The following is a 14250-nucleotide window of genomic DNA, read 5'->3' as shown; positions in this document are numbered from 1 at the left end:
GAATTGATGTCACTAAATGAAGTGCATATTTCAAGCTTAGTGGTACATGTTCCGCCTGAGCAGCTTGAAACCATCAAAGCGGAAATCGAACGTTTCGATAACGCTGAAGTGTTTGGTGAAAGCCCAGAAGGAAAGATCGTGGTGGTACTTGAAACAGAAAATCAAGGCTTTATCACCGATACCATTGATGCAATTAATAATTTACCGAATGTATTGAGCACTGTTTTGGTTTACCACCAAATCGAATCGACGCTCGATGACACGGACGAAGACACTGGAACTCAACATTCCCAAACTGAGGGTGAAGTATGAAAATGACAAGACGCGCGTTTGTGAAAGCAAACGCAGCAGCATCAGCGGCAGCCGTAGCAGGAGTCACACTCCCAGCTTCAGCAACCAACCTGATTGCCAGCTCAGACCAAACAGCGATTAAATGGGACAAAGCACCTTGTCGTTTTTGCGGTACTGGCTGTTCTGTATTGGTAGGTACTCAAAACGGTAAAGTCGTTGCGACACAAGGTGACCCAGAAGCACCAGTAAACAAGGGACTTAACTGTATCAAAGGTTATTTCCTGTCAAAGATCATGTATGGTCAGGACCGACTCACTCAACCACTACTTCGCATGAAGGACGGCAAGTTCCACAAAGATGGTGACTTCACACCAGTATCTTGGGATGTTGCGTTTGATACGATGGCAGAAAAGTGGAAAGAAGCGCTTAAGAAACAAGGCCCATCTGGCGTTGGCATGTTTGGATCAGGTCAATGGACCGTTATGGAAGGCTACGCTGCAGCAAAAATGATGAAAGCGGGCTTCCGTTCTAACAATATCGACCCTAATGCTCGTCACTGTATGGCTTCCGCTGTAGGCGCTTTCATGCGCACATTTGGTATTGATGAGCCAATGGGATGTTACGATGACTTCGAAGCAGCTGACTCGTTTGTGCTTTGGGGTTCAAACATGGCTGAAATGCACCCTGTACTTTGGACTCGCATTACTGACCGACGCCTAAGCCATCCGCACGTTAAGGTAAATGTACTTTCTACATATTTCCATCGTTCATTTGAACTTGCTGATAAAGGCTACATTTTCAAACCTCAAACAGACCTTGTGATTGCAAACTACATTGCAAACTACATCATCCAAAATGATGCTGTGAACTGGGATTTTGTTAATAAACACACCAACTTTAAACAAACTGCGACTGACATTGGTTACGGTCTTCGAGATGATGACCCGCTGCAAAAAGCAGCAGCGAATCCAAACTCTGGTAAGTTAACTTCTATCTCATTCGAAGAGTATAAGAAGTCTGTTGCGCCATACACACTTGAGAAGTCAGCCGAGATGTCTGGAGTCTCTGAAGAGCAATTGGTCGAACTAGCTAAGCAGTATGCAGATCCAAATACCAAAGTTATGTCACTTTGGACTATGGGTACAAACCAGCATACACGTGGTGTTTGGGTAAACAGTCTAATTTATAACCTTCACCTGCTTACTGGTAAAATTGCAACACCGGGTAACAGCCCATTCTCATTGACTGGTCAACCTTCTGCTTGTGGTACAGCACGTGAAGTGGGTACGTTTGCTCACCGTCTTCCTGCTGATATGGTGGTAGCGAATCCGAAACACCGTAAGGTCGCTGAGAAGATCTGGAATATTCCTGATGGTGTCATTCCTCCAAAACCTGGATACCACGCCGTACTTCAAGATCGCATGTTGCGTGATGGAAAGCTAAATGCTTATTGGGTTATGTGTAATAACAACATGCAGGCTGGCCCAAACATTAATGGCGAACGTCTACCTGGTTACCGTAACCCTGAAAACTTTATCGTTTGTTCAGACCCATACCCTACTGCTACTGCACAAGCTGCCGACCTAATCTTGCCAACAGCAATGTGGGTAGAAAAAGAAGGCGCATATGGTAACGCTGAACGTCGTACTCAAGCTTGGTATCAACAAGTAGAAACCATTGGCGAGTCTAAGTCAGATCTATGGCAAGTCATGGAGTTTTCTAAGCGCTTCAAAATGGAAGAAGTCTGGACGGAAGAGCAACTAGCAAAAGCACCACAATACCGTGGTAAGACAATGTATGACATGCTATTCAAAAATGGCGTCGTTGATAGGTTCTCTGTCGAAGAAGCAAAAGAACTCAATGATGACGCTCACCACTTTGGATACTACGTTCAGAAAGGTCTGTTTGAAGAGTATGCAATATTTGGCCGCGGCAAAGCTCACGACCTTGCTCCATATGACGTTTACCACCAAACACGCGGACTTCGTTGGCCAGTTGTTGATGGCAAAGAAACACTTTGGCGCTATAAAGAAGGTTCAGATCCATATGCTAAAAAAGGCTCTGGATGGGACTTCTACGGCAAACCAGATGGCAAAGCATTCATAATCTCCGCACCATACGAAGCACCACCTGAATCTCCAGATGCTGAATTTGATATGTGGCTATGTACTGGACGTGTACTAGAGCATTGGCACACTGGCACTATGACACGTCGTGTTCCAGAGCTGTATAAAGCGGTTCCGGATGCAGTTTGTTATATGCACCCAGCAGATGCGAAAGCGAAAGGTGTTCGTCGTGGTGACGAAGTTCTTATCTCTAACAAACGTGGCGAAGTTCGCGTTCGCGTCGAAACTCGCGGTCGTAACCGTCCACCTGAAGGTTTGGTCTTTGTACCATTCTTTGATGCACGCATTTTGATTAACAAGTTAATTCTTGATGCTACAGACCCACTTTCTAAACAAACTGACTTTAAAAAGTGTCCTGTAAAAATCACTAAAATCGCATAACTAGCAATGAATGCATGGCTGCCAACTTGTTTGGCAGCCCAAAGAATTAGCCTAAGGCGGAGAATTTATCATGAGAAAATTTGTCATTGCACTGTTATCTGTTGGTGCATTGGTTGCGGGTGTTGCTCAAGCTGAAATTGACAACCCAGGTGGTATCGGTGGACTTGAGTCTTTACGTGGAGCTTCAAATCTTGAAGACACGCGCCCAGCCGATGAGTTCAAGAAATACCCTAAAGAACAGGTACTTGATACAGATTTTGTGTATCAGCCACCACTTATCCCCCATAATATTCGTGGATATGAAGTTTCACTTAACGCAAATAAGTGTTTAGCCTGCCATAGTTGGAAAAATGCAAAGGAAATGGGTGCAACGAAAATCAGTGTGACTCACTATATGAACCGCGAAGACGCGGTGCTCGCTGATGTTTCACCTCGTCGTTACTTCTGCTTGCAATGTCACGTTCCACAAGCCAATGCTAAGCCGTTAGTTAATAACGAATTCCAGCGCGTTGATTCGTTACGCAAGTAATAGCCAACCAATACGAAAAAGAGGCTATCTATGAAAATACTTAAAGCGTTTTGGAAGAGACTAACAAGCCCAAGTAAAGCTGCCGTTGGCGTTGTTTTAGCGATGGGGTTTGCTGGTGGTCTTCTATTCTGGGGCGCATTTAACACGGGTATGGAAGCGACTAACAGCGAGGAATTCTGTTCAGGGTGTCACGCTCCTATCGTTGCTGAGATACAAGAGACTATCCACTACTCTAACCGTTCAGGTGTGCGAGCTATTTGTTCAGACTGTCATGTACCTCATGAATGGACAGATAAGATCGTTCGTAAGGTGCAAGCATCGAAAGAGCTCTTTGCGCATTATGTTTTGAAAACAATCGACACTCCTGAGAAATTCGAACAACGTCGTGCACACCTCGCAGAGCGTGAGTGGGCTCGTTTGAAAAATAACGATTCACTTGAATGTCGAAATTGTCACGAGTTTGAGTTTATGGATTTTTCTGAACAAGGCTCAAGAAGTGCAAAACAACACTCAACTGCTTTAGCATCTGGTGAGAAAACCTGTGTAGACTGCCATAAAGGCATCGCGCACAAACTGCCAAACATGCATGGCGTTGAAGGCTGGCAATAAGGGGACAAACCAATGAGTACATTAGAATCAGCAATTTGGCATATCTTAGGTTACAGCGCTATGCCAGTTATCATTCTATCGGGCTTTGTTGCTGTTGCTGCAGTTTCCGTTTGGCTCTTGTCTATGGGCAAAGATAAGCAATCATAATCAACATTTGCCTATTTATGTTGATACGTTAAAAGCCACCTTTTGGTGGCTTTTATTTTATCTACAAGTCAATGTGGCGACAAAACTGTTGGCTATAAAAAAGCCTTCGTTAATAAACGAAGGCTTTCATCACGCAGTAAATTTACGCTTCAGGGTACCCTTCTGGGTTATTCGATTGCCAACGCCAGCCATCTGCTGTCATATCATCAAGTGTACGAGTCGCTTTCCAATCGAGTTCATTCATTGCTTTCGCTGGATCTGCCCAACACTCGGCGATATCACCAGGACGACGGTCAACAAGTTTATATGGAACTTCACGGCCGGAAGCTTTTTCGAATGCTTGAACCATTTCCAACACACTGTATCCATTGCCCGTACCTAAGTTGTATACGTGCAAGCCATCTTTCTTGCCCACTTTTTCTAAAGCAGCAACGTGACCATCAGATAAGTCCATCACATGGATGTAATCGCGAACACCAGTGCCATCTTTCGTCGGGTAGTCGTTACCAAATACCGATAGGAACTCACGACGCCCTACTGCGACTTGAGACACAAACGGCATTAAGTTATTTGGAATGCCTTGCGGGTCTTCACCCAATAAGCCAGTTGGATGTGAGCCGACTGGATTAAAGTAACGCAGTAACGTGATACTCCAATCTGGGTTTGCTTTGTGGAAATCTCCGAGACACTCTTCCACCATTAGCTTGCTGCGACCATATGGGTTTGTTGCACTCGTAGGGAAATCTTCCGTAATAGGCACAGAAGCCGGATCGCCATAAACTGTTGCTGATGAACTGAACACAAGAGTTTTAACACCCACTTCGCGCATTGCATCAACTAGAACAAGCGTGCCATGTACGTTGTTATCGTAATACTCTAATGGCTTCTCAACAGACTCTCCCACAGCTTTTAAGCCTGCAAAGTGGATTACTGCTTCAATGCTGTGCTCTTTAAGCACAGAAACCAGTAGCGATTTATCGCGAATGTCGCCTTCAATAAATGCTGGCATTTCCCCAGCAACAGTTTCAATGCGCTCTAATACTGTTTTTTTGCTGTTGTATAGGTTATCGAGAATGACAGGTGTCATTCCTGCTTCGATCATCTGAATACAAGTATGGCTTCCTATATAACCCATACCGCCGGTTACTAGTACTTTCATGTAACTAACCTTTTGATTTGTTTTCGTCAGATACTAACGAGTAACTTTAAAAAAATATAGTCAACAAAGTGAGACTCAGCAGGCTTACGACGCCTTTGCCATCACAAAACAGCCTTTGCCTTTACTTTTCGCATTGTACATCGCCGTATCGGCTGCTTTCATAATGTCGTCTAGAGATTTATTTCGGTCCGTTATTACATTAGCGCCAATACTTGCACCAACATTAACAGAACGCCCTTTATAAATGATGTCTTGACCGATTAACGTAATTAGTCTTTCTGCTAAAACTTGGACACTGTCCGGGTCTGTTGGGTTGATCAATACAACAAACTCATCCCCTGAGAGTCTCGCAACCAGATCTTGAGAACGAACTTGAGATAGTAACCTTTCAGAGACTTGTTTTAGGACTTCATCACCCGCATCATGCCCATAGGTGTCATTCACTGCCTTAAAACCATCTAAGTCAATGTATAACAAGGCAAACGCTGTTTTACTCGTTTGGTCCCGTAAGGTTTCATCTAATGAACGGTATAGCTGAGCACGATTTGCAAGGCCTGTTAGAGAATCATGGTGAGCAAGATATTCAAGCCGCTCCATCTCTTTTATATTCGATAGATCAGAGAGTATAAAAACGAAGTCATAAAGCTGATCATCATCGTGATTAACGATTCTACTGACTTTCACAAACATTGGTACAAGGTGACCAAAAATGTGTTTTTCCCAAATTTCACCCTGCCATTGGCCGTAGTTTACCACCGACTCTTCGATAGTTTGCATCAGGGACATAAACTGTTGCCACTCTAAAACATCACTTGGTTTTCGGTCAATCATGGTTTCTTGAGCATATCCCAACAAGTTTGTTACCGCTGGGTTTACCATGGTAATTACCCCATCTTGATTCACCACCATCAAACCATCTTGGCTATTTTCAAATACGCCCGCAGCCAACCTTTGACGACTTAGTGCTGCCTCAACATCCGTTACATCCTGTATAGCAAACAACATTTGCCCAACTTTAGATAACTTAGTACAACTAACTTGTAGTAGCTGGTTATGACCAAATACATCTGTTACCCATAACTGGCGTTCACTAAACTCAATTCCATTATTGATCGCTTGGCTAATTAACTTATTCGAAGTATCAATTAGTGAGCTTAGGTGCACTCCCTTCAAATAAGCGCTTGTACAACGAAATACCTCACACGTTGCTGCATTAAAGTGTATAACCTCACCCTTTTGATTTACTACAACAAGCGCATGCTGAACTGTCTCAACCACTTCATTTGCAAATGACTTTTCTTCTTCAAGCTTATCCAACGTAAAAGCAACTTGTTTTTCTCTTTGCTCTAACCTATCGATCATTGTGTTAAATGCAGCAACCAAATGCCCGATTTCATCATTTGATTTAGTCGTAATTTTTCCTGTATGGCGCTTGCGCTCAATAAAGGTCCGCATCCCTTGATTCAACGAGTATACAGGTTCAATGATGACTTTCTGAACCATCAGATAGAGCATGGTTGCAGACATAATCAAAAATATTAGGAACAAGGCAGCGTTGTTGAGTGCGCTACGATATAGATCGTTGTACGAGTCTTTTGAGATAACAACACGTAAACTTGCGATAGTCTCGTGTTCAACAACAACGGGGACAACCAAATAAATGTGTTTATCTCCAATTGACTGCTGTTTACGTGATAGTTCACTTTGCTGGGCATCATTTGGCACCGGCGCAGTTACGTTGTCACGCTCATACATGGAGAAAAGACGATTATCTTGCGTATAGAGTTTTACTCTCAGCACCTCATCATCCGCAGAGAACGCAGAAAGTACTTCTGTTGCCGTCAGTTCATCATTAAATAAAATTGCTGCTTGTAAGTTGTATGCCACTCCCTTTGCAAGCACGGTTACTCGTTCAATGACATTTTCTTTTTCACTTTCAAACGCCAAACTCAATGTATACATCTGAGATACAAAGAAAATAACACTTGTGAATAAGACAATTGGTAGCATTAATTTGCTTTTGAGTGAGAAGTGATTAAGGACGCTCATTTTCGCCCCCTTCTACTGTAGCCACACGTAGGAAATTTGAAGAGATGGAATAGTCACCAATATTATCCAAGTTTACCCTTGGCTTTATCTTACCGTTGACATTTTCAAGCCCAATTGCGCCACCATTAGCGGTAAAGCTAGTTATGTCTCCAACAGTAACTGTGTGTTTATCTGAACCTTGCACTAATGCTAAGTTAGACTTGTCTGATACAAACAAAATATCGCAAGAATTTTCCGTGACGGTAATAGGTAACTCACGTATCAACTTCCCAGCGGTGATTGAAATCAAAAGCTCTTTAATTCGCTTATTGTCGGGGACACAGTACCTGACTTCGACCATATTATTTTCATCCACCCAATGGATGAAACTCGCAATACGAAAAAGGTAAACGGCTTTCACTTGTTCTGGTGTGTATTTCGCCACTACAAAGGAAGAATAACTAAAAGAGAAAGAAGCTATAGCCAAAATGAGCAGCGACTTAAAATTCATAAGAAGCCCTCAAATAAACGAGCTGTTCTTGACCATAGCTGAACCAGTATGATTCACCGTCCATGTAATAACCTGTCTGTTCTCCGAGGTTTTTTACCATGAACTCGAACAAAGGGGCACTTTGATCATATTGCCAAGCAAGCCGTACATCTAATGCCAAATAATTAGGGATCTGAATTAAACTTTCTGGGTAACGAATACTTTGGCCGCGAGCAACAAAATCAAGCTGCCACTGCTTAGAGATATCCCATAAACCTTGAAGTGAAACTAAATGGTGGTCATCTATTTTATATAAATCGACCGCACTACCATCAGAATCACTTCCACCATCCCATTGACTTTGAGACTTAAAGTAGCTGTATGATAGAAACGTTCGAAACTGTTTTGAGAGCTGCCATTGAGCTCCTACCTCAGCACCGTATGTTCTTAGTGAATAAGCATCGGTGATTTGAGTTTCAAAAACATGCAGATAATCAGGAGACCAGCCGACGTCTTCTACACCTCTAACATCCTCATGCTCACTATAAAATAACGTAATGTCTAACTCATATTGCTGAGCAATTCGTCTGTAACCAAGCTCAGTTGTAACAACAGACTCTGTTCCCATGTCAGGATTTGGCTTAGAATCTTCCACCAATAAGAAATTGCCTAGTGTGAATGCCGGGTAATAGTGTGCGGCATTGTCAATATAAGACGGAGAAGTCACTGCACGTCCGATGCCAGCCCAAAGAGTATTTTTCTTATCAAGCTGATACAGTGCGCGGAGTTGAGGGGAAAGTTCGAATGCGTTGGTATATTCAAAGTATTCTGCTTTCGCTCCGGCAACGGTTTTGAAAGAGTCATTCCATTCAAACTCAGATTGAATGTACGCGTTTAGGGTGCTGTCTTTTGCACCAGATAACTCGTAAGACCGAGAAAAAACGTCGATATTGTAGATATCTAACTCATCCACTGTTCGATTAAAGTGTGCATTGATAAACCGATAACCACCGCCGTAAGTCAAAACATGTTGATCACTGGCTTTGTTTCTAAAATTAACTTCGGCATCAAATAAAGTGTAGCTTCCGGGCCCATCAATCGCGTCTTCGTCGCTATAGGAGAGGCCAACCCGATAGTTACTTATTAACGTCTCGGATAGAGTATTACTAACACCAAGTTGTGCGTATAGCTTTTGATTAAGGCCTTCAACACGTGAGACTACTCCACCCTCGTAGCTCACTGGTGTAAAATGTAATCGCAAACTATCATAGAGCCATGTATTTTTTTGAGCACCCAAGTCTAGGTTCCAATCTAAGTTGGCACCTTTACCCTCAAACGACATCCCCGCAAGGTGCTGTTCCATTGAGTAAGCCGGGTAATCAAAATTCACTTTCTGATCGCGATACTTGTAAAAGGCTTTTGCTGAGGTGTTTTCATTAAATGCAAGTCCAGTTCTCACACTAATGCTTTTACCACCTTTTTCATCGAGAGTTGTTGTGGCAAGCGTATTCTGAGTTTCAGAAATCGGTTTCGTAATAATGTTAATAACACCATTGACCGCATTCCCACCCCAAATTGAACCACCGGGACCTCTAAGAACTTCGATTCTATCGATATCCGGTAATATGTAATCCACATCTCGCCAATGGACCCCACCATATACCGGGCTATACAAACTACGGCCGTCAATTAAGACTAACATCTTATTATAAAAGCCATCATGAAAGCCGCGGCTTGACACTATAGGCGTTGTTTCCGAAGCTTTTGTGACATTTAAGCCTGGAACAAGCGCGAGAGCCTCTGCAATGCTACGTACACCACTTCTTTGTATACGTTCATGGTCCAGAACATATACCGAAGCAGGGATCTCTGAGAGTTTTTGTGAAAATTTTGAAGAAATTTGCATCTCAGTTTCTAACATTGAAAGTTCTTCTAAACTCAATGACATGAGATGCTCTAGCGAGTCGTCACTATAAACAGGAACACTAACCAACAATAATATTAATGGACTTAACTTCGTATTAGGCATCTATGAATCCAGCTACATAAGCAAATTTTATTATTCCACTTACTGATATAAATGTATATTGAGAAAGACAGTCATCCATAAGCATTCGCTAAAACGATGATATCGCTCACTATTTAATGACTATTTTAGCAAATGAGACACATATTGTGATATGGAGTCAAAAATAAATGAAAACTAAAGCAACAACTCTTAACTGTGATATGGGTGAAAGCTTCGGAATTTGGTCGCTTAACCAAGATTCAATGGCTATGCGCTGGATTGATATGGCTAACATCGCTTGCGGCTTTCATGCTTCTGACCCACAAGTTATGTACGATACCATTGCATTAGCAATTCAAAATGATGTAAAAATTGGCGCCCATCCCGGATATCCAGACCTTCAAGGTTTTGGACGTCGTACGATTCCTATGGAACCCGAGGAGATAACCAATATGTTGGTCTACCAAATTGGGGCTATTAAGGGTCTGTGCGAATACCAAAACACAACGTTACAATATGTGAAACCTCATGGCGCATTATATAACGATATGATGCGGGACTTAGGCATCTTTGAAGCCGTCTGTTTGGCTGTATCAAGCTTTGGAGTTCCCCTGATGATGTTAGCTATACAAGATAACGAACGTTTTCTTGATATTGCCGATAAGTATGAACTTCCACTGTTGTTTGAAGCGTTTGCTGACCGAGCCTATCTCGCGAATGGAACATTAGCTTCGCGAAAGATACAAGGATCTTTATTACAATCAGAAGACGATATTCTCAATCAAGTAAAACAAATCGTGAATTATGGCAAAGTGCATACATTAGATGGTTATTTTATTCCCATAGAAGCCGATACGATATGTGTTCATAGTGATAACGAATCTTCAGTGCAATTAATATCTAAAATCAAAACCATTTTGGAGGATTAGATGTTTTCAGACTTTGCTATCGACCCTGTCTCCGAAAGCAGCTTATTGATTCGCTTCAACAGCCCGCCATCTGTTAATCTTTCACGCTACATAGGTCATATAAACGACCAACTCAGAGAGCAACTATCCCCTTGGATAATGAACATAACTCCAGCTTTTAACACTCTATTGGTTGATTATCTTCCCTACCGAATTCATACACCAGACATTGTAGCTCTAATAAATAAGCTATTGATTCAAGCTACAAACGATACCATCACTGCTATTTCGCAAACTAAAATAGAGTTACCAGTTTATTACGACTTAACTGTAGGGCCTGATTTAACCAAATATCACCAACAGGGTTATCGGACTGAAGATGTAATCCAACTTCATAGTAACGTTACCTATACCGTTAGTGCTATCGGCTTTAGTGCTGGTTTCGCTTTTCTATCTGGCTTAAACCCTCAAATTTCGTTACCGCGTCACAATAGGCCTAGACTTAAAGTTGCGAAAGGAAGTGTCGCTATTGCCGAAGATCAGACTGCGGTTTATCCGTCAGAATCTCCTGGTGGCTGGAACATTATCGGGAACTGCCCGATTGAATTATATCAACCAGCTAATCGCCCTATGATTCCATTCGAAATTGGTACTCAAGTGACTTTCCGACCAATCGGTAAACAAGAATTCCTTAGTTTAGGTGGCGTATTGCCGCAGGAAGTCGTCAATGAGTAATAACACGATCACTGTGGTTAAGCCCGGCCCACTTACACTGCTACAAGATTTCGGTAGATTTGGCGTTGCACACATGGGACTAGCTCAAGGAGGTCCCGTCGATGATTATGCTTATAGCTGGGCAAATCACTTATTAGGAAACTCAGTTAACAGCCCCGTGCTTGAAATTACCTTAGGGCAAGCAGCATTTAGAATTAATTCAGACTGCCAACTTTCAATCACTGGTGGAGATCTAAATGCAAAACTCGATGGTGAACCACTAGTTAACTGGGCCACATTTTCTGCATATAAGGGACAGATATTGTCTTTTTCATTGCCAAAGAATGGTTTGAGAAGCTATTTAGCGGTAAAAGGCGGCTTTAAAGTACCAATGCAAGTAGGTAGCTGCGCAACGGTTACAAAAGATAAACTTGGTGGCTTAAAAAACGGATGTTCAATAGCCGAAGGAGATACCATAGCTTTTACTTCACATCATATTGATCACAAGTCCGTTCAACTAACATTTCGATATAAACCCGACTATAACTTGTCTTTAAAACTCCGCGTAATCGAAAGCTATCAGCACCATATGTTCAGTCAAGAAAGTTTAAATCAATTCTACAATTGTAAATTCCGTATCAGTCAGCATTCAAACAGAATGGGCTATAGACTCGAAGGAGCCGCCATAACTGCACCGGAAAAAGCGATTTTGAGTGAAGGGATAGCTTTGGGTGCGATACAGGTCCCCCCGAATGGAGAGCCAATCATTTTATTAAATGACAGACAAACGATTGGGGGTTACCCCAAAATTGGCTGTGTCGCACGAATAGACTTACCTAGGCTCGCCCAAGCAAAGCCGGGACAACAAGTAACTTTTGTTAAGGGAGATTTAGCTGGTTTACAAGATGTCTGGTGTCAATGGGCTAACTTCTTTGGTTACTAACAACATGACCTAATCACTAACCGCTTCTTTAACTAAATGAACGTCGTGGCATCTACGAAAAAAGCCAGTAACTGGACGTTACTGGCTTTATTAAATTATCTACATTTTCAGAGTGTCGTGAATTAACGCTCGAATTTTTCTGTCCGCATACCTAGCAACAAGCTAACACACATTAACAGCAATACAATTGTAAATGGTAACGCTGTTGAAATGGCTCCGGCTTGAAGCGCTTGGATTGCTTCTGTACCGCCAATCCATAGTAAAGCAACAGCAATTGCGCCTTCCATAAAGGCCCAAAACACGCGCTGAAGCACTGGCGCATCCACTTTACCACCAGCAGTGATGCTATCGATCACCAATGAGCCAGAGTCTGAAGACGTAATAAAGAAGACTAAAACCAAAACGACAGCAATGATTGAAAGCAAAGTGCCATAAGGCAGAACATCAAACATCTGGAACATTGCAAGAGAGACATCAGTCAAACCTTTCGCGCCTAGTTCACCAACATTGTTCATCACTTGATCAATGGCAATACCACCAAACACTGACATCCAAATCAACGTAACTGCTGTTGGAACTAATAGAACCGCTGTCATGAACTCACGAACAGTACGACCTTTAGATACGCGAGCGATGAACATGCCAACAAATGGTGACCATGAGATCCACCAAGCCCAGTAGAATACAGTCCAGCCCTGGAACCAAGCTTCATCAGTACGGCCATGAGGGTTACTTAATGGAATAATGTTTTCTACATATGCCATGAACGTTGTTGGAATATTTCCAAATGCCACCGCATAACAGATAAGTGATACTAGGATAAGTAATAGGAAGGCAACGATCATGTTGATGTTACTTACAACCTTTACCCCACCATCGATTCCGCGGATAACAGAAACTACAGCAAGTAATGTAACAACGGTGATCACGGTAATTTGAAGACCAAGACCAGCATCGACACCAAACACATGATGGATACCACTCGCCGCTTGTTGAGCACCTAACCCCAAAGATGTTGCTAGACCAAATAGCGTTGCAACTACGGCTAAAATGTCAACGATGTGACCAGCCCATCCCCAAGCTCTATCACCTAATAGAGGATAAAAAATCGAACGAATAGATAGCGGTAATCCTTTGTTGTAAGCAAAAAAGGCAAGAGACAATGCGACAACACCGTAGATAGCCCAAGGATGAAGTCCCCAGTGGAACATCGTTGCGCCCATTGCGAGCTTCGCCGCTTCTGCTGTATTCGCTTCTACACCAAGTGGTGTTTCATACCAGCCAGTAAAATAGGCAACAGGCTCTGCCACACTCCAAAACATTAGGCCGATACCCATACCGGCAGCAAAGAGCATCGACAACCAAGAAATAAACGAATAGTCCGCAGACGCGTCTTGGCCACCAAGGCGAATTTTACCTAATGGTGAAACGATCAGTGCCAAGCAAAAGATCACAAAAATGTTCCCTGACCAGATAAATAGCCAATCAAATGAGCCAATGATTTGCCACTTAAGCCCATCTAATGCACTTTTTGCCGTATCAGCATCCACAACAAGCGTTGCGATCAAAAACAAGGCAATAAAACCTGCACTTGTACCAAACACCGGGTTATGTACATCAAAACCCCATTTTTGTACGTTATCTTGACCGATTGTGTAATCGGTACTATCGATACTGTACTTATCAATACCTTTTGTCATTCTTCCTCTCTCGATATCTGAACCAACAAAAAGCCTCATATCCCCCACAACAATTCGTGTTGTAATGAATATCGCTCTTACTCAGATACCATCAGCTGTTTTCAGGTGACAAATATTGTACGCTTCGTCACAACAAGATCCAGCAAATGTATGGTTTTTAGTCAAAAAATCCTCTTTTTCCCTTTCATTCGATAAAAAAACAACCAACCCTCTAATT

Annotated in this window: 13 protein-coding genes; 8 read left to right on the top strand and 5 right to left on the bottom strand. The window is 42.5% G+C overall.

The features are described 5' to 3' along the window. Positions 1–6 precede the first annotated feature (6 nt). From ACQEXS_RS06845 to ACQEXS_RS06825, 5 genes are all read left to right on the top strand, one after another. On the top strand, positions 7–312 hold the full coding sequence (locus ACQEXS_RS06845; protein WP_427009624.1) for a chaperone NapD: 306 nt from the start codon (positions 7–9) through the stop codon (positions 310–312). Next, on the top strand, positions 309–2798 hold the full coding sequence (gene napA, locus ACQEXS_RS06840) for a periplasmic nitrate reductase subunit alpha (protein ID WP_427013278.1): 2490 nt from the start codon (positions 309–311) through the stop codon (positions 2796–2798). Before ACQEXS_RS06845 ends, napA begins: the two co-directional genes overlap by 4 nt. Before the next feature lie 70 nt (positions 2799–2868). Next, positions 2869–3327 carry a nitrate reductase cytochrome c-type subunit gene (locus ACQEXS_RS06835; RefSeq protein WP_427013277.1) on the top strand — a complete coding sequence of 153 codons (459 nt, stop codon included), beginning with the start codon at positions 2869–2871 and terminating at the stop codon, positions 3325–3327. A gap of 30 nt (positions 3328–3357) precedes the next feature. Next, positions 3358–3936 (top strand): NapC/NirT family cytochrome c, encoded by a 579-nt coding sequence (locus ACQEXS_RS06830; protein WP_427009627.1) that lies wholly within the window; start codon positions 3358–3360, stop codon positions 3934–3936. Positions 3937–3948: 12 nt separating this feature from the next. Continuing rightward, the gene (locus ACQEXS_RS06825) at positions 3949–4083 is read left to right on the top strand and encodes a TIGR02808 family protein (RefSeq protein WP_367989758.1); all 135 of its coding nucleotides are present in this window, start codon (positions 3949–3951) and stop codon (positions 4081–4083) included. Positions 4084–4225: 142 nt separating this feature from the next. On the opposite strand, the gene galE is transcribed toward ACQEXS_RS06825, so the two are convergent. From galE to ACQEXS_RS06805, 4 genes are all read right to left on the bottom strand, one after another. After that, a complete protein-coding gene (gene galE / locus ACQEXS_RS06820; protein ID WP_427013276.1) occupies positions 4226–5242 on the bottom strand; it encodes a UDP-glucose 4-epimerase GalE in 1017 nt (338 codons plus the stop codon). A gap of 84 nt (positions 5243–5326) precedes the next feature. Continuing rightward, positions 5327–7291 (bottom strand): diguanylate cyclase domain-containing protein, encoded by a 1965-nt coding sequence (locus tag ACQEXS_RS06815; protein WP_427013275.1) that lies wholly within the window; start codon positions 7289–7291, stop codon positions 5327–5329. Then, positions 7278–7781: a YfiR family protein gene (locus tag ACQEXS_RS06810; RefSeq protein ID WP_427009630.1), complete on the bottom strand. Its 504-nt coding sequence runs from the start codon at positions 7779–7781 to the stop codon at positions 7278–7280. The genes ACQEXS_RS06815 and ACQEXS_RS06810 overlap by 14 nt, the downstream gene beginning before the upstream one ends. Next, positions 7771–9789 (bottom strand): TonB-dependent receptor plug domain-containing protein, encoded by a 2019-nt coding sequence (locus ACQEXS_RS06805; RefSeq protein ID WP_427013274.1) that lies wholly within the window; start codon positions 9787–9789, stop codon positions 7771–7773. The genes ACQEXS_RS06810 and ACQEXS_RS06805 overlap by 11 nt, the downstream gene beginning before the upstream one ends. A 167-nt stretch (positions 9790–9956) precedes the next feature. Here ACQEXS_RS06805 and ACQEXS_RS06800 point away from each other — a divergent pair, with 167 nt between their 5' ends. The 3 genes from ACQEXS_RS06800 to ACQEXS_RS06790 are packed head-to-tail and all read left to right on the top strand — an operon-like array spanning position 9957 to position 12333. Next, on the top strand, positions 9957–10697 hold the full coding sequence (locus ACQEXS_RS06800; RefSeq protein WP_427013273.1) for a 5-oxoprolinase subunit PxpA: 741 nt from the start codon (positions 9957–9959) through the stop codon (positions 10695–10697). Next, the gene (locus ACQEXS_RS06795; RefSeq protein ID WP_427013272.1) at positions 10698–11411 is read left to right on the top strand and encodes a 5-oxoprolinase subunit B family protein; all 714 of its coding nucleotides are present in this window, start codon (positions 10698–10700) and stop codon (positions 11409–11411) included. Then, positions 11404–12333: a biotin-dependent carboxyltransferase family protein gene (locus ACQEXS_RS06790; protein WP_427013271.1), complete on the top strand. Its 930-nt coding sequence runs from the start codon at positions 11404–11406 to the stop codon at positions 12331–12333. Before ACQEXS_RS06795 ends, ACQEXS_RS06790 begins: the two co-directional genes overlap by 8 nt. Before the next feature lie 122 nt (positions 12334–12455). Here ACQEXS_RS06790 and ACQEXS_RS06785 read toward each other — a convergent pair whose 3' ends face one another. Continuing rightward, complete coding sequence (locus tag ACQEXS_RS06785; protein WP_367989749.1) at positions 12456–14033, bottom strand: BCCT family transporter; 1578 nt, start codon at positions 14031–14033, stop codon at positions 12456–12458. Between the last annotated feature and the right edge of the window lie 217 nt (positions 14034–14250).

Source organism: Vibrio sp. TRT 17S01 (assembly GCF_050113695.1).
Taxonomy (GTDB): Bacteria; Pseudomonadota; Gammaproteobacteria; order Enterobacterales; family Vibrionaceae; genus Vibrio.
This window is presented reverse-complemented; position numbering and strand designations above follow the sequence as displayed.

What these genes read in the sequence shown, in the direction of transcription:
- ACQEXS_RS06845 (WP_427009624.1), top strand. Translation starts at nt 7, where the DNA reads ATGTCACTAAATGAAGTGCATATTTCAAGCTTAGTGGTACATGTTCCG.
- napA (WP_427013278.1), top strand. Translation starts at nt 309, where the DNA reads ATGAAAATGACAAGACGCGCGTTTGTGAAAGCAAACGCAGCAGCATCA.
- ACQEXS_RS06835 (WP_427013277.1), top strand. Translation starts at nt 2,869, where the DNA reads ATGAGAAAATTTGTCATTGCACTGTTATCTGTTGGTGCATTGGTTGCG.
- ACQEXS_RS06830 (WP_427009627.1), top strand. Translation starts at nt 3,358, where the DNA reads ATGAAAATACTTAAAGCGTTTTGGAAGAGACTAACAAGCCCAAGTAAA.
- ACQEXS_RS06825 (WP_367989758.1), top strand. Translation starts at nt 3,949, where the DNA reads ATGAGTACATTAGAATCAGCAATTTGGCATATCTTAGGTTACAGCGCT.
- galE (WP_427013276.1), bottom strand. Translation starts at nt 5,242, where the DNA reads ATGAAAGTACTAGTAACCGGCGGTATGGGTTATATAGGAAGCCATACT.
- ACQEXS_RS06815 (WP_427013275.1), bottom strand. Translation starts at nt 7,291, where the DNA reads ATGAGCGTCCTTAATCACTTCTCACTCAAAAGCAAATTAATGCTACCA.
- ACQEXS_RS06810 (WP_427009630.1), bottom strand. Translation starts at nt 7,781, where the DNA reads ATGAATTTTAAGTCGCTGCTCATTTTGGCTATAGCTTCTTTCTCTTTT.
- ACQEXS_RS06805 (WP_427013274.1), bottom strand. Translation starts at nt 9,789, where the DNA reads ATGCCTAATACGAAGTTAAGTCCATTAATATTATTGTTGGTTAGTGTT.
- ACQEXS_RS06800 (WP_427013273.1), top strand. Translation starts at nt 9,957, where the DNA reads ATGAAAACTAAAGCAACAACTCTTAACTGTGATATGGGTGAAAGCTTC.
- ACQEXS_RS06795 (WP_427013272.1), top strand. Translation starts at nt 10,698, where the DNA reads ATGTTTTCAGACTTTGCTATCGACCCTGTCTCCGAAAGCAGCTTATTG.
- ACQEXS_RS06790 (WP_427013271.1), top strand. Translation starts at nt 11,404, where the DNA reads ATGAGTAATAACACGATCACTGTGGTTAAGCCCGGCCCACTTACACTG.
- ACQEXS_RS06785 (WP_367989749.1), bottom strand. Translation starts at nt 14,033, where the DNA reads ATGACAAAAGGTATTGATAAGTACAGTATCGATAGTACCGATTACACA.